Source organism: Halomonas sediminis (assembly GCF_044871105.1).
Taxonomy (GTDB): Bacteria; Pseudomonadota; Gammaproteobacteria; order Pseudomonadales; family Halomonadaceae; genus Vreelandella; species Vreelandella zhuhanensis.
This window is the reverse complement of sequence record NZ_CP085246.1, coordinates 2,074,601-2,094,233: the sequence shown is the minus strand read 5'-3', so window position 1 is coordinate 2,094,233 and position 19,633 is coordinate 2,074,601. Positions and strand designations below refer to the sequence as shown.

The window sequence follows — 19,633 nt, the reverse complement described above, 5'->3', positions numbered from 1 at the left end:
TCACAATCGAAACGCCCGGCGAGATAAAGTTGATTTTGCAGAACAGGCTATTGTGATGACGTAAAAAAATAAGTTAACGTAAACGTCAATCTTTCCTGGCATGACAGCTTTCCTGGCATGACAGCCACGGGTAATCATAATCACAAATTCAGCCAGCGGATCGGTGCCATCATCAAGCATCGACCCCTGCGATAAACGGGAGATGTGCGATGGATTTTGAACTCAACGAAGACCAGGTGGCTTTTGCCGATATGGCGCGGGCCTTCGCCCAGAACGAGCTGGAACCGCATGCCGGGGAGTGGGATCAGACCGCTTTCTTTCCGGTGGATGTGATTCGCAAGGCGGGTGAACTGGGTTTCTGTGCATTGTATACCCCGGAATCGGTGGGTGGCCTGGGGCTTTCACGTCTGGATGCCAGCATCATTTTCGAGCAGCTTTCCATGGGCTGTACCTCCACGACCGCCTACCTCACCATTCATAACATGGTGACCTGGATGGTCGCGGATTTCGGCAAGCCCGAAGTAATCGAGCAATGGGGCGAAAAGCTGGCCAGCGGTGAGCTTCTCGGCTCCTACTGCTTGACCGAACCCAATGCGGGCTCGGATGCCGCCTCGCTGAAAACCAGTGCCAAGCCGGATGGCGACGACTTCGTGCTCAACGGCAGCAAGATGTTCATCTCCGGCGCGGGAGACACCGAGATTCTGGTGGTCATGGCACGTACCGGCGGCCCTGGACCCAAGGGTATTTCAGCCTTCGCGGTAGATGCCAATACCGCCGGCATCAGCTACGGGCGCAAGGAAGAGAAAATGGGCTGGAACAGCCAGCCGACGCGCATGATCACCTTTGAAGATGTACGGGTGCCTGCGGCCAATATGCTGGGTAACGAAGGTGACGGCTTCAAGATTGCCATGAAAGGGCTGGATGGCGGGCGCATCAATATCGCCACCTGTTCCATCGGTACCGCCCAGCAGGCGATCAACAAGGCGCGTGAATACATGTTGGAACGCAAGCAGTTCGGCCAGCGGCTGGCGGACTTCCAGGCACTGCAGTTCCGCTTGGCGGATATGGTCACGGAACTGGTGGCGGCTCGCCAAATGGTGCGCCTGGCGGCGACCAAGCTGGATTCCGGCCATGCCGATGCCTCCGCTTATTGTGCGATGGCCAAACGCTTTGCGACCGATGTAGGTTTCAAGGTATGCGATGAAGCCCTGCAACTCTATGGCGGCAATGGCTATATCAAGGAATACCCCATGGAACGCTTCGTGCGCGATACCCGGGTACACCGCATCCTGGAAGGTACCAACGAAGTCATGCGCATGATCATTGCACGCCGTGTGTTGGCCGAGGGCGCCGCAGAGTTATAAGCTAGTTTTCAAGTTCAGTGGCTATGGGTAGCTTGCATCTTTACAGGACAAAGGAAACCTTGATGAGCAGCGTGATCTTTACCGAACACCCCACGAAGGACGGGCACGTCGTTGCCGAAATAAAGCTCAACGCCGAGCGCTCGCTGAATGCCCTGACGCTGGAGATGATCAACGAGATCCAGCCACGGCTGGAAGCCTGGGAAAACGATGAGCGTATCGTGGCGGTCTTGCTCGATAGCGCCGGAGAGAAAGCATTCTGTGCCGGTGGTGACGTGGTCAGCCTGTACAAGGCGATTACCGGGGAAGGTGACCCGGCCTTCCCTGAAGCCTTCTTCGACAACGAGTACCGCCTGGACTACCGGCTGCATACCTATTCCAAGCCGGTCATCTGCTGGGGTAACGGTATTGTCATGGGCGGCGGCATGGGCCTGCTGAGCGGCAGCAGCCATCGCGTGGTGACCGAAACCTCACGCTTGGCCATGCCGGAAGTTACCATCGGTTTGTACCCGGATGTGGGGGCGAGCTGGTTCTTGAACCGCCTGCCCACCGGTACCGGTCGCTTTCTGGCCATGACCGGCAGCCAGGTCAATGCGGCGGATGCCGTGTACCTGGGGTTGGCGGATCGCTTGATTGCCAGTGAAAAACGTCCAGCCCTGGTGGAGCAACTGATGCAAGCGACTTGGGGCGAAGGTGAAGACACCGATGCCCAGGGGGTGGTCAACAAGGTGCTGTGTGAGCTTGAACGCGATTCCCAGGCGGTATTCGAGGGGATGGAAGCGCCGGTTCAGAAATTCGCCCCGGTAATTCGGGAATTGATGGATCACGACACCATCGAGCAAGCGGTAGACGCCATTCTGGCAGTGGAAAGCGATGACAAATGGTTCAACAAGGCGCAAAAGACCCTCGCCAACGGCAGTCCGGTGTCGATCAAGGTAATCGATCAGCAGCTCAAGCGGGCCAAGTACATGTCGTTGCGCGAAGTATTCCAGTCGGAGCTGGCGCTCTCGGTGCAGTGCTGTCGCCACCGTGAATTTCCCGAAGGCGTACGCGCTCTGTTGGTGGACAAGGACGGCAAGCCGCAATGGACTTATCCTGACGTGGAATCGGTGGAAGATTCGTTCATTGAGACATTGTTTTTACAACCTTGGCCGCAAAATCCGTTGGCGGACCTTCGCTGAACCTCGAATTCACTATTATTCGGCTGAGTTAATCCCTCGGGCGATCAAAACAACAAGGATTATGAATCATGGCAACGATTGCATTTATCGGACTGGGCAACATGGGCGGCCCAATGGCTGCGAACCTGGCCAAGGCCGGGCATGAGGTGCGCGCTTTCGATCTGTCTCAAGCCGTGTTGAATACCGCGGTCGAGCAAGGCTGCAAAGCCGCGCAAAGTGCTCAGGAAGCGGTCAAGGGAGCGGATTTCGTGGTCTCCATGCTGCCCGCCGGCAAGCATGTCGAAAGCCTGTATGTCAGCGGTGATTCGCCGCTGTTCGATATCATCGGCCAGGATGCCTTGGTGATCGACAGCTCCACCATCGATGCCGACACCGCCCGGCGTGTCGCGGAAGCAGGTGCCAAGCGCGGCATCGCCTTTGTCGATGCGCCGGTGTCCGGCGGGGTGGGCGGCGCTCAGGCGGGCACCCTGACATTCATTGTGGGTGGCTCGGAAGAGCAGTTCGCCAAGGCCAAGCCGGTGCTGGACGTGATGGGCAAGAACATCTTCCACGCCGGGGAACACGGCGCCGGGCAGATCGCCAAGGTATGCAACAACATGCTGTTGAGCATTCTGATGGCCGGTACCTGTGAAGCGCTCAACATGGGCGTGAAAAATGGCCTCGACCCGGCGGTGCTTTCCGAGATCATGAAGCAGAGCTCGGGCGGCAACTGGGCGTTGAACGTCTATAACCCCTACCCGGGCGTCATGGAAAACACCCCGGCGTCCAAGGGCTACCAGGGCGGTTTCCAGGTGGACCTGATGTTCAAGGACCTGGGGCTGGCCATGGATGTCAGCCAGCAAAGCGCCTCATCGGTTCCCATGGGTTCGGCGGCGCGCGCGCTGTTCAGCCTGCACAAGGCCAAGGGTAACGGTAGCCTGGACTTCTCCAGCCTGCTAAAGCTCTATCAGGACAGCTGAGCCTCGATATTTTCCAAGGCTTGATCCAGCGCCACCAGTTGCTCACAGGGCAGCTGGTGGCGTTTTGCGTTATCGATTAGCGGCCCAAGAATCGCCGCGCGCTCGGTAGGGCGCCCGGCGAGCACATCCTGAAACATCGAAGCCCGGTTGTTGGCGGTATTTTCGACTACCTGCCACACCAGCGCTCGCCAGCCTTCCAGCCCAGCCCCGTTGGGTGGCGCGATGCCTTCCTTGTCGAGAATTCCCGCGACTTCCTCGATCACCGCTTCCACGTAGAGGCGAAACGGCCGGTCGCGCAGCTGGCCGTTTCGTATCCGGTAGCGTGCCACTAGCGGGTTGATCGCCGCGTTCACGGCAAGCTTCTGCCACAGGCGCCGGCGAATATCCTCAACCGGCGTGGCGACAAGCCCAGCATTCGTTAGCTGCAACGCCAGGTTTTTCGCAAGCTCCCCATGGTGGTTATCCAGATCGCCGATAAACGTATGCCCGCGCCCGGCATGCACCACGTCGGCCTCGCCATTCACGTAGGCGCCTTCGGTAGTGGTGGCACAGAGCACCGGCCCGGGCCATGCATCCGAGATACGCGGCTGGGCAAGAAAACCGTTCTGCCACAGCACGACTGGGGTGGTGGGAGACATCACCCCGGCAAGGCTTTCCAGCGCCGCCTGCGCCGCCATGGCTTTGGTGGTGATATGCACGAAGGCAGGTGGGGCGGGGGCATCACGAAGCACATGCTCGATTGTTGTCACATCAAGGTGCTGTGTGTGCTGCTCGCCTTCAGGCGAGGAGAGCGTCTGTTGCTCAGCCAATTCACTGCGGCCCACCAACGTGATCGCAGCCACCGGCGAAAGCGAATGCGCCAACAGGCGGCCTATGGCACCCGGGCCGATAATCCAGTGTGTACTCATAAGGTTGTTTTTTGTTAAGTCGTTGATATTAGTTAATTAGTTTGCAAAACAAAGGTGGATTAAGTAAAGTCAGTGTAAAGGTTTGCCCATTAGAAAGCAGAAAGGCAAGGGAGGCAAACACACCCAAGGACGGTCGCAAGCGGAGCGCATAGCGCTAACCGACACGGATAATAGTCATTTGGGCTTCTCCTCATCGTATAGAGGGTGTGTATACGACTCTCCATTTTGACACATTGATGCCGGTTAGGTGAGGAGGAGTCTATCCCATTGTTTTTCCCTGGTTAGAAGCACCACAGGGGGCCAGTCTCACGGATTCAGGATTTAGCTAACTGGCAATTTCGGGATCCACTGCCTTGTTCCCAAAGCGAGTAAATAAGAGATCACGAACAATATATGAACTTACTGTTTCTTGGGACATCCGCCGGTGTGCCAACAAAAAGCAGAAACGTCTCTGGGGTCGCTTTGCGAGAGAGCAAGGGGAAGGGCTGGTACCTGATCGATTGTGGTGAGGGCACCCAGCATCAGGTCTTGTGTACAAAGCTGTCGTTCCATTCACTGAAAGCCATCTTTATTACCCACGTGCACGGTGACCACTGCTATGGGTTGCCGGGCATACTGGCGACTGCGGCAATGGGTGGCCGGAAAGCGCCGCTTACCATTGTGGCGCCCGCAGCTATCAAGGCGTGGTTGGATGCCACCTGCGAGGCCACTCAGCTATGCTTACCCTTTGCTTTGGAGTTTATCGCCTCGGACGAGCTGCCAAGCGTTGAGTTTGAGAACATCGCTGTGGCCACGTTTGGCCTTTCCCACGGTGTCGCCTCGTATGCCTATGGGTTTACAGAGAGGACGGTCGAGTCTGCATTGAACGTGGATAAGCTAGCGCAAAAAGGTGTTCCGAGAGGGCCTTTGTGGGGGCAGTTGAAGCAAGGTTTCGATATCGAGTTCGCGGGTGAGCGGTTAAAAAGCCATGAGTTCTTGATCTTCAAACACAAGCCGAGAAAAGTGGTGATCGCTGGGGACAATGACCAGCCTGACTTGTTGTCTGAGGCGTGCGCGGGAGCACAGGTGCTGGTGCATGAAGCCACCTACACCGAAGAGATGGCCCAGAAGGCCGGTGATGTGGGGCATAGTTACGCCAAGCTTGTCGCCGCGTTTGCCGAATCGATAGCGCTGCCCAACCTGGTGCTGACGCACTTTAGCCCCCGTTACCAGCTCAACCCCCATGCGTGGCCTTCCATTGAGGACATCCGCAAAGAGGCCCAGAGCGTCTATTCGAGCTCGCTTTACCTGGCGCGGGATTTTTGCGAATACACCCTGGATAAATCGGGCCTCTTTTCTAAGGTGGCGTGCGAATAGCCTTTTCGTGTTTCGACCATACTTGCAAATAAGCGGCTACTCGAAAATGTATAGCTCAGCTTAGCCAAAAGCTGTTTAACCAGTCTCAGCAGTACGCGGCTGTTGGCCGCCGAGCTTTCTTAAATCAGCGGTCCAACAGGGAGGTGTGAATGAAAACAATTGGCCTGATCGGGGGCATGAGCTGGGAGTCTACCCAGGCCTATTACCGGCTGATAAACCAGAAAGTGAGGGACGAGCTTGGCGGGCTGCATTCGGCCAAGCTGGTGCTCTATAGCGTGGATTTTGCAGAAATTGAGTCCCTGCAACGCCAAGGTGATTGGCAGGCAACAGCGGAAATACTTGGCTCAGCCGGTCGGGCGGTTGAAGCGGCAGGGGCTGAATTTGTGGTTCTGTGCACGAACACGATGCACAAGGTCGCTGCTCAAATCGAGCAAGCCGTCAGCATTCCCCTTCTGCATATCGCAGACGCCACTGCCCGCGAACTCCTAAGCAACAGCATTACCTGTGTGGGGCTGCTCGGCACCCAATTTACCATGGAGCAGGCGTTTTACCGTGATCGTCTCGAAGCGCATGGTATCCGGGTGATGGTGCCGGATGCGCCCCAGCGGGATCTGGTTCATTCGGTCATTTACCATGAACTGTGCCGGGGTGTGGTCAGCCCTGATTCAAAAGCCGCCTACTTGGACGTAATAGCATCACTGGCTGACCGCGGGGCTCAAGGCGTCATCCTGGGGTGCACGGAGATAGGGCTTTTGATCCAGGGGTCGGATACCGATGTTCCACTCTATGACACCACAGAAATACACGCAGAGCAGGTGGTGCAGCTCGCTTTGGGAAGAGCACTTATATTGTTGAAGTAGAGGGAAATTGTGTAGAGAGTAATGTAACTTGCGATGACGTAACTGCTGTGGCGCAGTTTGTCGGGTGTTCTCGAATCGTACTCGTGACCGGACAGCATTGATGAGTCACACTGCGGCTTAACCCGCACCGGAAGAATGACTTTGACCAACGCCGCCTGGTTTGTATTGATCGGAACCCTGTTGATCATGATGGGTTTACGTTCTCCCATCCTCCAACGCTTACGCCTGACACCGTCCATTATCTATTTGGCTATTGGAATCATTCTTGGCCCCTCGGTTATTGGAGCCTTTCATTTCAATCCGCTAGAACAGGCGCATTTGCTGGAAATTCTCGCTGAAATTGCGGTTCTGGTGTCGTTGTTTATTGCCGGCATGAAAATGCCCGTGCCGTTCAGATGGCGGGAATGGCATGCGCCAGTACGGCTGGCATTTTTTTCCATGACGATCAGTGTCGCCCTGACGGCTGTGTTTGGTTATTACGTCCTGGCCCTGCCTCTGGGTGCGGCTATTGTGCTGGGCGCCATTCTGGCGCCCACCGATCCGGTGCTGGCCACGGATGTACAGGTTCGGCACATGGGCGATAAGGATCCTTTGCGGTTCACCCTGACCAGTGAAGCGGGCATGAATGACGGCAGTGCCTTCCCGTTTGTGATGCTGGGGCTGGCATTGCTCAGCGCTCCGTTCAGTTTTGAGTTGCTGGGAACCTGGATGCTGAAGGACGTTTTGTGGTCGACGTTAGTGGCTCTTGTGGTCGGGCTGGTGATGGGGCGCTTATTGGCCCAGCTTGTATGGAAGCAACGTTTTCTCAGTGGCGAAGGCCCGTTGCTGGATGACTTTCTTGGCCTGGGCTTGATTGGCGTGGTTTATGGCATCTGCCTGTTACTCGATGCTTGGGGGTTTTTGGCGGTTTTTGCCGCTGCCATTTCCCTTCGTCAATCGGAACGCAAGCTGGCGGGCCTTCATTCGCCCTCCAAAGACGCTGAAGTTGCCCCGCAAGGCCCGGTTCACGCCGAGGAGTCGACGCCACAGCACAGCACCCGAATATCCGAAGGGTCGCTGTTTTTCAAGGAGTCTCTCGAGCGGCTCACCGAGCTGGTGCTTGTCTTGCTGCTGGGCGGGATGTTGTTTCTGGACTCCTGGAGTATAAGGGCTGTCGGCCTGGCGCTGTTTCTTTTTATGGTGGTTCGCCCTGTCAGCGTGTTCCTAGGCCTGCTTGGCTCTGGCACCCCGGTTCGACTGCAGGTGCTGGTGGGCTGGTTCGGCGTACGCGGCATCGGTTCGATCTATTACTTGATGTTCGCAATCGTCTTTGGCCTGCCGGAAGAGCTGGCCGTGGAGTTCATTCACATTACGCTGGTGGTTATCGTGCTCTCAATCGTTATCCACGGGCTAACCGTTAAACCGATGATGTCAAAATGGTGGTCGTAGGAAGTTACCGGATTCCGGTTTTTCTATGCCGGCCTGAGCTTTGTGTTAGTCAACCAACTGGAATCAAGCGATGGAACAGGTCGGCAATATCATTATCTCTGAGTTTTCAGATTTTAATGACTTGGGTGAATTCGTCGTTGTGGTCATTCGGTTACTGCTCGCTGCCCTGCTAGGTGGGCTGCTGGGTCTCGAACGGCAACAGAGCGGCAAGGCCGCCGGAGTACGTACCCATATGCTTGTTTGCATGGGCGCTGCTCTGTTCATATTGATCCCTCAGCAAGCAGGTATTTCCGATTCGGAGATGAGCCGGGTCATTCAGGGTGTTATTGCCGGCATTGGTTTTCTGTGTGCTGGAAGTATCATCACCGGCAAGGATGAACAAGGTGCTACAGGGCTTACCACGGCGGCTGGCATCTGGTTTACGGCAGCCATCGGCGTAGCCGTTGGCCTGGGGCGCGAGCAGACGGCGATCTTGTGCACGCTTCTGGCCTGGCTTGTGCTTTATGTGGTGCCTTTCTTTTCGCGCTCGATACGCAAGAAGAAATTTGCACGCTCAGAACCTAGTGAAGATAATTCAGCTAATTAATGATGCCCGATACCCAAACCCCCTCATGTCTTCGCGGTAGTTTTCTTTCTTCCACCGCTACTTTTTCGTTTCGCATAACTCTTCCTTGATGTCACCGCGCGCTTGGCGGGGGCGGCAGCTTCGCCCTGTGCCGTCCGCAAACTCTGCTTTAGCTTGCCGGCGTCGCTTTGGCTGAGCAGGGCGCGCAGGTCATCCAAAAGCGCGTGCTGAAAGGCGTCTGCGTCGTCTTGCCGTTCGGAAATCGCCCTCAGGCGCTGCTCCCAAAGCGCGGTGCGTTCCGGCGTGCTCACGGCGCTGGGCAGGGCGGCGATCAAGGCACTGCCCAGTTGCGTGGCCCGCAGTGCCTTGCCCTGGCGCACCAGATAACCCCGCATCACCAGGGTTTCGAGGATTCCGGCGCGCGTGGCTTCGGTGCCCAGGCCGTCGGATTCCTTCAGGGTGCGCTTGACGGCGGGATCCTGCACATAACGGCCGATATTCATCATGGCATTGATCAAACTGGCATCGGTGAACGGTTCGGGGGGCCGCGTTTCGCGTTCTTCCACCCCGGCATCCAGCGCTTTGCAGGTTTCGCCTTCATGTAGGCTGGGGAGCGGCGGGGTCTCGTCGCGGGTGGTGAACAGCGGCTTCCAGCCGGGGTCGAGCACGCTCTGGCCACGCGCTTTGAAGGTTTCATCCAGCACCCTGAACTGCGCCTTGACCTCGAAGGTGCGCAAGGGGCGATAGAACTGCGCCAGCATATTGCGCGTAATCAGGCGAAAGACGTTGGCATCGGTGGCTGAAAGGGCGCTGAAGTCAGGCGTCTTGCCGCTGGGAGCCAAGGCGTGGTGGGCGCTGACTTTCTTGTCGTTCCAGGCTTTCGAGCGTAGCGAAAAATCCGCCCCCGCCAGCCATTCGCCAAGTGTGTTGTCGCTGGCGCAGGCGCCGCCAAGGCTGCGCTGGGCCTGGGCGAGATGTTCTTCGGGCAGATAACGGCAATCCGAGCGCGGATAGGTGATCAGTTTATGCTGTTCGTAGAGTCGTTGGCAGCTGTCGAGTACCGCCTGGGCGGACACGCCATAACGCCGGGCGGCATCCACTTGAAGGGCGGAAAGCGAATAAGGCAGCGGCGGTGCCTGGCGTTTCTCCTGCTGCTCCAGCCGCGTCAAGGTTCCTTCAGCGCCCGGCAGTCGGGCGGCCAGTCCATCCGCCGGGCTGCGGTCGATCAAACGGCCCTGGTCGTCCAGCGGCTGGGATTCACCCGGCACCCACCAGGCTCTAAGTTGGCCGCTTTGTACGGCAAGCTCCACCCACAGCGGGTAGAAGGGGTGGGGCACGAAGTCACGAATGGCGTTGTCGCGGCGTACGATCAGCCCCAGCACCGGAGTTTGAACCCGGCCAACTGACAGTACCCCATCGTGCCCCGCTTGGCGTCCGGTCAGCGTCCAGGCGCGGGTCAGGTTGATGCCATACAGCCAGTCGGCGCGGGAGCGTGCCTGGGCCGCCTGAAAGAGCGGCTGATAGTCGGCGTTATCCTGCAAGCGGCCCAGGGCGCGAACCACGGCCGGGCGGTTCAGGTCGTTGATCAACAGGCGCTTGACCGGGCCTTTATAACCGCAGTGCTCGACGACTTCCTGGACCAGCAGTTGCCCTTCACGATCCGGGTCGCCTGCGTGTACAACGTCCGCGGCTTGCTTGAGTAAACGGCGGACTATCGCCAGCTGCCCGCGGGCCTTGGCGCGCGGAGTCAACTTCCAGCGCTGGGGGACGATAGGCAGGCGGTCGAGGCGCCATTGCTTGTCGGCGGCATCGTAGACCTCTGGAGAGGCCTGTTCCAGCAAGTGTCCCAGGCACCAGGTGACCACGCTTTCCCCACACACAATGGCGCCTTCTTCCCGGCGCGAGTTGCCCGGCAAGGCATCAGCAATGGCACGCGCCAAGCTGGGTTTTTCGGCAATGATCAGGCGCATAGGACTCCCGGCTGGCAGGCTGGCAAACGAATGGAATGCTGGATATTTTATCAGATCGGCTTGATGCCGGCATAAGTGATAGGCGATACCTGACTTAAGTAGGTGTATAGTATTTGTATCACTTTTGGATTGAGGCCGAGATCATGCGTGAGAAAGGCAGAACACGTCGATTGATGGGGTTGGGAGCACGCACCGGCGGTGCCCTGCTAAAAACCCGTTTAGGTGGTCAGGCCGATTGGCGGGCGCTGGGTGAGGCGCTGTTTGAAGGGCTTTCTGAGCTCAAGGGTCCAGCGATGAAGCTGGCCCAGGTCATCTCGCAGTGGGATGACATCCTGCCGCCGGACCTTGCCGATGAACTGGCGCGTTTGCAGCGCCAAGCCGAACCGATGCCTTGGCCGCGTATCCGTGAAGCGTTGGTACTCCAATACGGTGACCTGGATACGGTGTTTCGTGACATCGAAGAACGCCCCTTTGCCAGTGCGTCCATGGGGCAGGTGCATCGCGCCATCACGCATGACGGCGAGACCCTGGTGCTCAAGGTACAGTACCCGGGGCTTGCCGAGGTGCTGGAAAATGATCTGTTTCAGGTGCGCCGCCTGATGCGTCTGGGGCGCTGGTTCAAGGTGCCGCAGTCGCGCCTGGATGCATTGTTCGAGGAACTTGCCGCAAGCCTGCGTGAAGAGCTGGATTACCTGGCCGAAGCCGAAGCCCTGGTGCGTTATCGGGAGCGTTATCGCGACGTGGAAAACCTGGTGATTCCCGAGCCCTTGCCGGCACTTTGCGGCCCGCATGTATTGGCCATGCGTTATGTAGAGGGAACTCCCTTGCGCGAGCTGGAAAGCGCTGATGATGAACGCCGCCAGAAGATCGCCACAGCGCTTGCCGACTGGATCACGGCAGAACTGTTCATGCATGGTGAACTGCATGCCGATCCCCATGCAGGTAACTTTGCCGCTGATGAGCAGGGCAGGCTGGTGATTTATGACCTGGGGGCGGTGATTGCCGTACCCAAAGCGAGTCTCGACAGCATGTTGCAGCTTCTCGACGCCACCCTGGCGCAAGACCCGATGGCCATGGATCAGGCGATGCTCAAGATGGGCGGGCGCCAGGGGCATGGCGCACCGCTTGCCCTGTATCGTGAAGCGGCGGAGGCGGTGTCACCGCTGTTCGCACCGGGCGAACAGGATTTCAGCGATGTGCGTGTGCACCGTCGTCTGCGCGAACTCAGCCCCAAGGTATGGGCGGCGATGGACCGGCTGCAGCCACCCGCGGACACGTTGTTGCTTTCGCGTGCGCTAAATGGGCACTACTGGAACTTGGTTCGCTTGAAAGCGCGTCTGAACATGGCCGAGCGTACCGGCCCCTTGCTCGCCCGAGCGCGTGGTTAAAGCACTGTTTGAATGGGCGTGCTAAACTATGGCGCTTTTCATGGCAATGGAGATGGCAATGCTGGCGGTATGGGTGGATCAACTGCTGGGATTTGCTTCCGGGGCGCTCACGGCAATCAGACAACAGGAATGTTATCCTGATTTCATGACGTGGGTACGTGCCGAAGGCGCGGACTATTTTCAAGGCGACATCGCCACCGCTCAGGCGTTGGCGCCGATGCTATGGTCGCAAACCCCGCTTGAACGTCTCGATTTCGATTGTGAACCATTGGCCACGCCCGGCCCCAACGAGCCGTGCTGGTGCGATTCCGGGCGCAAGTACAAACATTGTTGCCGGGCGGTGGAATTACCTACCGATCTTCCCGATCAATTAATGTGGATGCTTTCGCTACGCGAATGGAAGGGCCCTGTGCTCAAGGCGGCGCTGGCCAGCCGTAAGGCACCGGCTCAGGCATTGCTCGAAGCAGGGTTGGTCGCCGCCGAAAGCGGCCAGAGTGGACGCGCCATTCAGATTCTCGAATCTCTGTTTGGCGGTGGCGACTGGTCGCACTTGCCGGAACAAGCCGAACCTGCCTTTGAAATTCTGCTCGACCTCTATCAGGAGCGTGGCTTCACGCGCAAGCGCGCCGACCTGCTGGATAAGATCATGGCCCATGGCCCATTGTTTCTACGCGGGGTGGCACTTGAGCGTCTGTGCTTGATGCACCTGGATAACGATGACCTGGACAGTGCCCGCGCCGCCTTCGTCAAGGCGCAGCAGGCCCTGCCTGATTCCCCGACGCTGGCCTATGTCGAAGCCATGCTGCTGCTGCATGAAGGCCACGAAGAAGAGGCCAAGGAACGCTCCAGGTTCTGGTATCGGCGCCTGGCCCGTCAGGGTGAACTGGACCCCGATCAGTTGGATTTTCTCGCCGCCCTGGCGGAAAACCCCGGTGCCACCTTGGCCGACCAACTGCTGAGTGCCGAAGAAGACCTGGCGACACCGCTGGTGGCGCTTCAGTCGCTGCTGAATTCGCTACCCACGGCGCCGCGCCTGGACCTGCGCTATGACGACGATGCCCAGCGTATCACCTACCATATCAGCGCCCGGGAAGCGACGCTGTATGCCGCCTGGTATGAGCATTTCCAGGTCATGATCGATGAAGATGTCGCCCTGGGGTTTCGTGGAGACCCCTGGGCGACGGCCGAGGAATGGATGCCCGAACTCTGCGCGCATCCGGAATGGCTGGATGCGCCTCAGGTGGTTCAGGACGTAACCTTGGCACTGACCAGCCGCTTCGGTAGCTTGCCGTGGATGGCACCGAGCTTGCTGGAACCCTTGGCCCGTCGTCTGTCGCGTTGGTTGCAACAGGCGCGGGCGGAAGGTGAAGGTAGCCTGTGCTGGGACGATGCCGATAATGCCCTATTGTTGCGCACCGGCTTGGCGTTGGTGGTGGGAATGGAGCGTGGTGCACGGGATCATTCCCGTGAACTGGCCGAGGAGCTTCTTGCCATCGATCAGGAGGACAGCCTGGGGTTGCGGGAGCTGGTGCTGGATCAACTGTTGCGCGATAACCGCAATGAGGAAGCCCTGAGCTTGTCCGAGCGGGGAGATGAAGAGAGCTCCATGCTACTGGGCTTGCTGTTGGGTCGGACGCTGGCGCTATATCGTCTTGACCGGCTTGAAGAGGCTGAGCAAGTACTCAGCCAAGTGGCGGCCTATAACCGCCATGCAGTGGACATGCTCTGCGCAGAAGCCCCGCGCCCGGCACTGCCTGCTTCAGATGGGCAGGTGGACCCCGGTACTCGCGCTGAAGCCTGGCAATACCGTACCTTGATGCGTGACCAATGGCGCACCACTCCCGGTGCCCTTGAATGGCTGCAAGCACACCGCAAGTAATTCGCTCAGCTGCCGGCAAGCACCGGCTTGGGAACGAGATTACGGTCCCGGCTGATCCAGATAGCCAGGGCAATTGCCGGCAAGCCTAGCAAGGTGGCCACGACAAAGAAGGTGGCATAGCCCTGGGCGGTGACGACCAGCCCACCGAAACCGCTGAGAAACTTGCCGGGCAGCGTCATCAGTGAGGAAAAGAGCGCATATTGGGTGGCGGTATAGGCCCGCGAGGTCAGACTCGAAAGAAACGCAATGAACACCGCGCTGGCCATGCCGTTGGCCAGGTTGTCGCCGATGATCGCCATCACCAGAAACGGCAGGCTTTCACCGGCCAGGGCAAGCGCTGCAAATAGCAGGTTGGTCAGGGTCGCGGCGGCGGCACCGAATACCAGGATCGGCCCGATACCGTAACGCACCACCAGCAACCCTCCCAAAACACCTCCCCCGATACTCATGGCGATGCCGAAGATATTGGTGATGTTGGCAATCGTGGCAAGCGAGAATCCCAGATCGATGTACAGGGGGTTGGCCATCGAGGCCATGGCCAGGTCGCTGATACGAAACATGGCGATAAACACCAGAATCCCCAGCGCCTTGACGCCGTAACGGCGAAAGAAGTCGGTGAACGGACAAACAATGGCGCCGATTACCCAGGCGCCCAGGCGCCGCAATGCCTTGGGCTTGCCTCGGCTGGCGCGAATGAAGGCACGTACCTTGGGTTCATGAATCAGTTGGATACTCAGTGAGGTGCGTGCCGGTTCCGGGCGTAGCAGTACCGTCACTACCCCGACCCCTACCAAGGCAGCCATGGTCATGTAAGCGGCATCCCATGAGGCCAGCGATGCCACGTAGAGGGCGCCTGCGCCTGCGGCAAGCAACCCGCCGCGATAACCGATGATATAGGTCGATGCCATGGCCGCCTGGACATCGTCCGGGGCGGATTCGATACGAAAGGCATCGATGGCGATATCCTGCGTGGCGGAGCCGAAGGCGACCAGAAGGGAAAATGCCGCCACCCACCCCAAGTTGCCTATCGGTTCAAACCCGGCCAGCCCAATCAAGCCTGCAGCGATCATGGCTTGTGCCAGCAGCATCCAGCCACGCCGTTGGCCGAAAGCACGCGTCAGTACCGGCAAGGCCAGGCGATCCACCACCGGCGCCCAGAAAAATTTGATCGAATAGAGCATCCCGATCCAGGCGAAAAATCCGATGGCGGCGACCTCCACGCCGTCACTGCGCAGCCAGGCGGAAAGGGTGGAAAAAACCAGCAGGAAAGGCAGTCCTGCGGAAAACCCCAGAAACAGCATGGTGATGACCGGCGCCTGCAGATAAATCATCAAGGCAGCGCGCCAGCTGCGCTGAGCGTTGGGGATGAGCATAGGGCAAGGGCTCCTTGCGGTTGAACAAAGACGATGACAAAGGGCAGGTGTTAGACTGAGCCGATACCAGTGAATGACGCCGATAGCTTACCGGAGAGGAGTTTTATATGTCGATTACTGCCCACCAAGTGGCGACGCTACATTACGTGCTCACAGATGAAAGTGGTCAGGTGCTTGATGATTCACAGGCACGAGAGACCCCTCTTGAGTACCTGCATGGCCATGACAACGTATTGCCCGGCCTGGAGCAAGCGCTCGAAGGTCAGCAGGCCGGGGCCGAACTCAGCGTTACCTTGATGCCGGCGCAGGCCTATGGCATCCGTAATGAAGACCTGGTGCAGGAAGTGAGCCGTAATGCTTTCACAGCTGAAGAGCTTGAGCCGGGCATGTGCTTTCAGACCGAAGGCGAAGCCGGTCCGCAGATCGTCACTGTACTCGAAGTGGTGGGAGACCATGTGCTGGTCGACACCAACCATCCGTTAGCTGGGCACACCTTGCGGTATCAAATCAAGATTCTTGAGGTGCGCGAAGCTACCCGAGCCGAACTTGCCAAGGGCCATCCACTACCCCCGGGTACCGACCACGCCAAGGTGGAAGACCGCAAAGTGCTGTAGCCAGCTCAAAGCAAGTGAGAGTCCCGCAGCAAGTCAAGCAAGAGGTCAAAGACAGAGAGCGCCTTGGCCTTCGTAAGGGCCCAAAAACTGACTTATATCAACTTCCTGTTCGCTGCTGTCAGCGTATTTCCTAAACTTGATGCAAGTCAGATTTTGCCCGCCGTGTTGCGGCTACCATGTGTTCAACACATCGCGGCGGGAGGGCATTACCATGTATTGGGATGATGCAGTAATTTTTGGACTGGTAACCGTCGGGTTGATGATCGTATTCATGGCAGGTTGGGTAGGCTTTATCGTTCGCGATCACCATCGCCAGAAAAAGGACTAGCCAGCTGCTTTAAGTCGTCAGGGGAGGGGGATTTTCCCCCAGGGGGAAATTCCCCCACTCGCCGACCCTTTTTGGGGTCGGCTTTTTTTTGTGCCTTTATGGTGCGCCGCTGAGCGAAGGGCGGCTTTGCAGAATACTCAAGCTGGTGACGGCACCCAGAATCAGCGCCATGCCCGCCATCTGTGACAAATTTAACGCCTCACTCAGCAAGAGCAGACCGAAGAGAGCAGCGGTAACCGGCTCCACCATGGCGACGATCGAGGCTATGGTCGGTAGTGTGTGCCGGAGTCCGACGATATAGCAGTAAAACGACAAGCCAGCGCCCAGCAGGCCAAGCAGGATGAACCAGGCCACATCGGCGGATATTGTCACGGTCATCGCCTGTCCGCGGTCGATCAGCGGCAGCAGTACCAGCGTGCCGGTGACGAAAGCGATCACCAGTACGCTCGGCGCAGGCCCATACTTGCCAGCGTACTTGAACCCGAAGATGAACAGGGCGTAGGAAACCCCTGCAAGCAGGCCACTGACGATGCCCAGTGTCGTGATCGCGTCCGCCTCTGTACGGTAGATGCCGGTCAGCAGGACAATGCCCCCCATCACTAGCGCGATGGTGACTAGCTTCACCGGTGTGGGGCGCTCCACTCCGGCAATAAAGGAGACCAGGTAAACGAAGACCGGCGCGCTATACATCAGCGTTACGGCCACCGCCACGCTTCCCTCGCTGATACTGATGAAATAGAAAGTGAAGTTACCTGCGACCCCCAGCCCTGCGACCAGTGACCAAAATACCAACCTGCGGTTAAAGGAGAAGCGCTGCCCTTGTATGCGGATGACGGCCAGCCAAATCGCCATGCATCCTAGCCCAACCAGGACGCGCCAGAAGGAAATTACCTCCGGTGACCAACCCCGGGACATAAGCAGGCTGGCAAGTCCTCCGGCCAGGCCCCATTGGAAAGCGGCTGATATTACAAGCAGGGTACTCGGAAACAACACGATCTCTCCCGATAAATTTTGGGATAAAACATCAAGCGCAGTACTACTGATAAGGTAGCTGGATAAAAGAAAAACACTATTCGAGTATTCTTAATGGGTGTGGAGTGGCTTCGGAAAAGGCAGTTCCAAAGGTTGGAAATCATTGAGCCAAGCGATTACCTGGTAGGCGGGCATAGGTCTTGCGATCCAGTAGCCTTGCAGGTAGTCACAACCAAGTTGGCCGAGCAGGATAGCATTGGCCTGATTCTTCACACCTTCAGCCACCAGGCGAAGGCCTAAATTGTGCCCAAGCTCAATGGTGGAGCGCACAATGGTGAGGTCATCTTCCAGGGTATTCAGGTGAAGCATAAAAGACTTATCGATTTTGAGTTCATGTACCGGAAGGCGCTTGAGCTGGGCCAGAGAGGAATATCCGGTACCGAAGTCGTCCACTGCAATAAGCATTCCTGCCTGGCTCAATTGCTCCAATGACTGTATAGCGAGATCAGCATCCTGCATCACTGCGCTTTCAGTCACCTCCAGCCCCAATTGGCGAGGCTCCAAATCGTAATGATTCAGCGTCCCTAGCAGCCGTTCAGGCAAGTCGATATCCATCACGTCTGCGGCGGAAAGGTTGATCGCGGCAGACACATGATGGCCTTGTCGTTGCCACTCGTGCAGCTGTACGCAAACGGTATCGATCATCCAGCGACTGAGAATGCGAATGTTACCGGAGCGTTCGGCCAGGCTGATGAATTCATCGGGAGGAACGAAGCCGAGAGTGGGATGTTGCCAGCGCATCAGCGCTTCGAATTGGATGACCTCGCCACTGCGTACATCCACCTTGGGCTGATAGGCTATCCATAGTTGCTGTCCGCTCACCGCCTCTTGAAGGTCACGAATCAGCGTCAATTGTCGCAAGTGCTGCTCATCTTGGCCTTCTTGATAGGTTTGGTGGCGACGGTGTTGGCGACGAGCCATGCCCAAGGCAATATCAGCACGCCTCAAAAGCAAGTGAGGGTCGATGCCATGTCGAGGAAAATTGACCTCACCGGCGGTTAATGAGGGCCTTATGGGGGATTCCTGGAGATCTATGGGTTGTGATAAGGCATTAAACAGGCTATCCAGCCAGTTAGGGTCGCTCGCGTCACACTCAACGATCAGCAGAAATTCATCACCTGCCAAGCGGTATGCTTGACGAGCAGGCGCGGGTAAAGCGGCCAGGCGCTGGGCCAGGGTGAGTAATACGCGATCACCCAAGGCATAGCCGAAGGTATCGTTTATGCGGCGGAAATCGTCAATGGCCAAGCGGATGAGCGTAAAAGGCTGGCCTGCTGCGATAAGCTGGGTAATCGCTTCCTGGGCGCAGCTGCGGTTGGGAAGGTCCGTCAAGAGGTCATGGCGCGATTGATGCAATAAGACTTGTTCACGAAGCGCGATATCGTCTTGCATTGATAGTAGTGTCTGCGCCAGGATCCCGGTTTCGCCTTGGGAGGACACCGGAATGCTATTGAGCCGTTCACCGCGGCCGATGCAGCGTGCTGCTTCTGCCAGCATCATCAAGGGACGGCTTATACTTCTGGCGCTCCAGATTGCAAGCGCCACTGTTAATAACAGGATAAGTGCGATGATACCTAGAAGCTGCCACTGGAGATCGTGATAGGCACTGAGTAGATCGTCACGAGAGATTTGTAGCAGGGCGTAGGTATGGTGACCATCGTTGCGTAACAGGGTCATTGCTCGCGTCACATACATATTATCGGGCGTAAGCGCACTGCGTCGCAGATAAGCACCTTGAGTCACTTCCTGCATGCGGCGGGGCATATTTGCCGCCTGTATATTTTCATGAGAGCTAACGAAATAAGTGGGGTTGCCGCTGGCATCTCGGTGAATAAAGCTGATTTCAAGACCGGTTAAGCCACGTACTTCCTCGGCTAGTTCGGCATCAATCAAGAGCCCCATTCCAACCCAGCCGATCAGTTTGGTAGCACGCACGGGTAACAGAACGAATTCAAATGGCTGTCCGTTTTCGATGACGACACTAACGGCGTCGCCGTCACGTTGAGCCTGCGCGAACAACTCAGGAAACGGCATCGAGCTACCTTCGACATGGTGACTGCTGGCCAGCAATTCGCCTTCAAGGTTGGCGAAAATGACCATGTCAGCCCCGGCCCGGTCGCCATGGTTGGCCAGTACTGAATTCAAGGTAGCGATATCCTGAGTGGCCATAGCGCTCTTGAAGCCGACATCGTCGGTCAGGATTGTCATGCTGTTGCGTAATTGGCTACCTTGTGCGTCCAGTACTTGCTTGAGCAGGTGCGTCCCGACCTCCAGGTTATGCGAGCCCTCGGCCAGCGCATCTTGATAAATGATCCGCAGGAAGGCGCCGCCGGTAACCACCTGGGAGATCACCACGACGGCAAGTAGCATCATCAAAAGGCGCGAACGAAAGCGCATGCTTAAATCTCGGTATGAGTAAAGGTTTCAGAGA

17 protein-coding genes are annotated in these 19,633 nt (G+C 57.6%); 11 read left to right on the top strand and 6 right to left on the bottom strand.

From position 1 onward, the window contains the following. Positions 1–180 (bottom strand): hypothetical protein, encoded by a 180-nt coding sequence (locus LG290_RS10010; RefSeq protein ID WP_499834707.1) that lies wholly within the window; start codon positions 178–180, stop codon positions 1–3. Between the two features lie 29 nt (positions 181–209). Between LG290_RS10010 and LG290_RS10005 the strand changes: the two genes are divergently transcribed. From LG290_RS10005 to mmsB, 3 genes are all read left to right on the top strand, one after another. Beyond that, positions 210–1,364 (top strand): acyl-CoA dehydrogenase family protein, encoded by a 1,155-nt coding sequence (locus LG290_RS10005; protein ID WP_499834706.1) that lies wholly within the window; start codon positions 210–212, stop codon positions 1,362–1,364. Between the two features lie 62 nt (positions 1,365–1,426). Beyond that, complete coding sequence (locus LG290_RS10000) at positions 1,427–2,542, top strand: enoyl-CoA hydratase/isomerase family protein (RefSeq protein ID WP_499834705.1); 1,116 nt, start codon at positions 1,427–1,429, stop codon at positions 2,540–2,542. A 68-nt stretch (positions 2,543–2,610) separates the two neighbouring features. Beyond that, positions 2,611–3,501: a 3-hydroxyisobutyrate dehydrogenase gene (gene mmsB / locus LG290_RS09995; protein ID WP_499834704.1), complete on the top strand. Its 891-nt coding sequence runs from the start codon at positions 2,611–2,613 to the stop codon at positions 3,499–3,501. Here the strand turns inward: mmsB and LG290_RS09990 are convergent. Continuing rightward, entirely contained in the window at positions 3,489–4,409 is a 921-nt protein-coding gene (locus LG290_RS09990) for a ketopantoate reductase family protein (protein WP_499834703.1), read from the bottom strand. The two genes, mmsB and LG290_RS09990, sit on opposite strands and share 13 nt — an antisense overlap. 393 nt (positions 4,410–4,802) lie before the next feature. On the opposite strand from LG290_RS09990, the gene LG290_RS09985 reads away from it, so the two are divergent. The 4 genes from LG290_RS09985 to LG290_RS09970 all read left to right on the top strand — a co-directional run bounded on the left by LG290_RS09985 (position 4,803) and on the right by LG290_RS09970 (position 8,639). Next, positions 4,803–5,765, top strand: coding sequence for a ribonuclease Z (locus LG290_RS09985; protein ID WP_499834702.1), 963 nt, complete (start codon positions 4,803–4,805; stop codon positions 5,763–5,765). A gap of 149 nt (positions 5,766–5,914) precedes the next feature. Beyond that, a complete protein-coding gene (locus LG290_RS09980; RefSeq protein WP_499834701.1) occupies positions 5,915–6,625 on the top strand; it encodes an aspartate/glutamate racemase family protein in 711 nt (236 codons plus the stop codon). Positions 6,626–6,760: 135 nt separating this feature from the next. Beyond that, complete coding sequence (locus LG290_RS09975) at positions 6,761–8,053, top strand: cation:proton antiporter (protein ID WP_499834700.1); 1,293 nt, start codon at positions 6,761–6,763, stop codon at positions 8,051–8,053. Between the two features lie 70 nt (positions 8,054–8,123). After that, complete coding sequence (locus LG290_RS09970) at positions 8,124–8,639, top strand: MgtC/SapB family protein (protein ID WP_499834699.1); 516 nt, start codon at positions 8,124–8,126, stop codon at positions 8,637–8,639. 23 nt (positions 8,640–8,662) lie between these two features. Here the strand turns inward: LG290_RS09970 and LG290_RS09965 are convergent, their stop codons facing one another. Continuing rightward, a complete protein-coding gene (locus LG290_RS09965; RefSeq protein ID WP_499834698.1) occupies positions 8,663–10,588 on the bottom strand; it encodes a DNA topoisomerase III in 1,926 nt (641 codons plus the stop codon). 143 nt (positions 10,589–10,731) lie between these two features. Here LG290_RS09965 and LG290_RS09960 point away from each other — a divergent pair, with 143 nt between their 5' ends. Together LG290_RS09960 and LG290_RS09955 are read left to right on the top strand one after the other, a co-directional pair. Then, complete coding sequence (locus LG290_RS09960) at positions 10,732–11,976, top strand: ABC1 kinase family protein (protein ID WP_499837078.1); 1,245 nt, start codon at positions 10,732–10,734, stop codon at positions 11,974–11,976. 58 nt (positions 11,977–12,034) lie between these two features. Then, complete coding sequence (locus LG290_RS09955) at positions 12,035–13,855, top strand: SEC-C metal-binding domain-containing protein (RefSeq protein ID WP_499837077.1); 1,821 nt, start codon at positions 12,035–12,037, stop codon at positions 13,853–13,855. 5 nt (positions 13,856–13,860) lie between these two features. On the opposite strand, the gene LG290_RS09950 is transcribed toward LG290_RS09955, so the two are convergent. Beyond that, a complete protein-coding gene (locus LG290_RS09950; RefSeq protein WP_499834697.1) occupies positions 13,861–15,228 on the bottom strand; it encodes an AmpG family muropeptide MFS transporter in 1,368 nt (455 codons plus the stop codon). A 107-nt stretch (positions 15,229–15,335) separates the two neighbouring features. Between LG290_RS09950 and LG290_RS09945 the strand changes: the two genes are divergently transcribed. Together LG290_RS09945 and ccoM are read left to right on the top strand one after the other, a co-directional pair. After that, the gene (locus tag LG290_RS09945; RefSeq protein ID WP_160418760.1) at positions 15,336–15,842 is read left to right on the top strand and encodes an FKBP-type peptidyl-prolyl cis-trans isomerase; all 507 of its coding nucleotides are present in this window, start codon (positions 15,336–15,338) and stop codon (positions 15,840–15,842) included. Positions 15,843–15,981: 139 nt separating this feature from the next. Beyond that, positions 15,982–16,170 carry a cytochrome c oxidase subunit CcoM gene (gene ccoM / locus LG290_RS09940; protein WP_499834696.1) on the top strand — a complete coding sequence of 63 codons (189 nt, stop codon included), beginning with the start codon at positions 15,982–15,984 and terminating at the stop codon, positions 16,168–16,170. Between the two features lie 96 nt (positions 16,171–16,266). Here the strand turns inward: ccoM and LG290_RS09935 are convergent, their stop codons facing one another. Next, a complete protein-coding gene (locus LG290_RS09935; RefSeq protein ID WP_499834695.1) occupies positions 16,267–17,163 on the bottom strand; it encodes a DMT family transporter in 897 nt (298 codons plus the stop codon). 90 nt (positions 17,164–17,253) lie between these two features. After that, the gene (locus tag LG290_RS09930; RefSeq protein WP_499834694.1) at positions 17,254–19,599 is read right to left on the bottom strand and encodes a putative bifunctional diguanylate cyclase/phosphodiesterase; all 2,346 of its coding nucleotides are present in this window, start codon (positions 19,597–19,599) and stop codon (positions 17,254–17,256) included. Positions 19,600–19,633: the final 34 nt, after the last annotated feature.

Coding starts and splice junctions, on each gene's coding strand:
- LG290_RS09980 (WP_499834701.1), top strand. CDS start 5,915: ATGAAAACAATTGGCCTGATCGGGGGCATGAGCTGGGAGTCTACCCAG.
- LG290_RS09945 (WP_160418760.1), top strand. CDS start 15,336: ATGTCGATTACTGCCCACCAAGTGGCGACGCTACATTACGTGCTCACA.
- LG290_RS09960 (WP_499837078.1), top strand. CDS start 10,732: ATGCGTGAGAAAGGCAGAACACGTCGATTGATGGGGTTGGGAGCACGC.
- mmsB (WP_499834704.1), top strand. CDS start 2,611: ATGGCAACGATTGCATTTATCGGACTGGGCAACATGGGCGGCCCAATG.
- LG290_RS09955 (WP_499837077.1), top strand. CDS start 12,035: ATGCTGGCGGTATGGGTGGATCAACTGCTGGGATTTGCTTCCGGGGCG.
- LG290_RS10010 (WP_499834707.1), bottom strand. CDS start 180: ATGCTTGATGATGGCACCGATCCGCTGGCTGAATTTGTGATTATGATT.
- LG290_RS10000 (WP_499834705.1), top strand. CDS start 1,427: ATGAGCAGCGTGATCTTTACCGAACACCCCACGAAGGACGGGCACGTC.
- LG290_RS09965 (WP_499834698.1), bottom strand. CDS start 10,588: ATGCGCCTGATCATTGCCGAAAAACCCAGCTTGGCGCGTGCCATTGCT.
- LG290_RS09930 (WP_499834694.1), bottom strand. CDS start 19,599: ATGCGCTTTCGTTCGCGCCTTTTGATGATGCTACTTGCCGTCGTGGTG.
- LG290_RS10005 (WP_499834706.1), top strand. CDS start 210: ATGGATTTTGAACTCAACGAAGACCAGGTGGCTTTTGCCGATATGGCG.
- LG290_RS09950 (WP_499834697.1), bottom strand. CDS start 15,228: ATGCTCATCCCCAACGCTCAGCGCAGCTGGCGCGCTGCCTTGATGATT.
- LG290_RS09985 (WP_499834702.1), top strand. CDS start 4,803: ATGAACTTACTGTTTCTTGGGACATCCGCCGGTGTGCCAACAAAAAGC.
- ccoM (WP_499834696.1), top strand. CDS start 15,982: ATGCAAGTCAGATTTTGCCCGCCGTGTTGCGGCTACCATGTGTTCAAC.
- LG290_RS09990 (WP_499834703.1), bottom strand. CDS start 4,409: ATGAGTACACACTGGATTATCGGCCCGGGTGCCATAGGCCGCCTGTTG.
- LG290_RS09970 (WP_499834699.1), top strand. CDS start 8,124: ATGGAACAGGTCGGCAATATCATTATCTCTGAGTTTTCAGATTTTAAT.
- LG290_RS09975 (WP_499834700.1), top strand. CDS start 6,761: ATGACTTTGACCAACGCCGCCTGGTTTGTATTGATCGGAACCCTGTTG.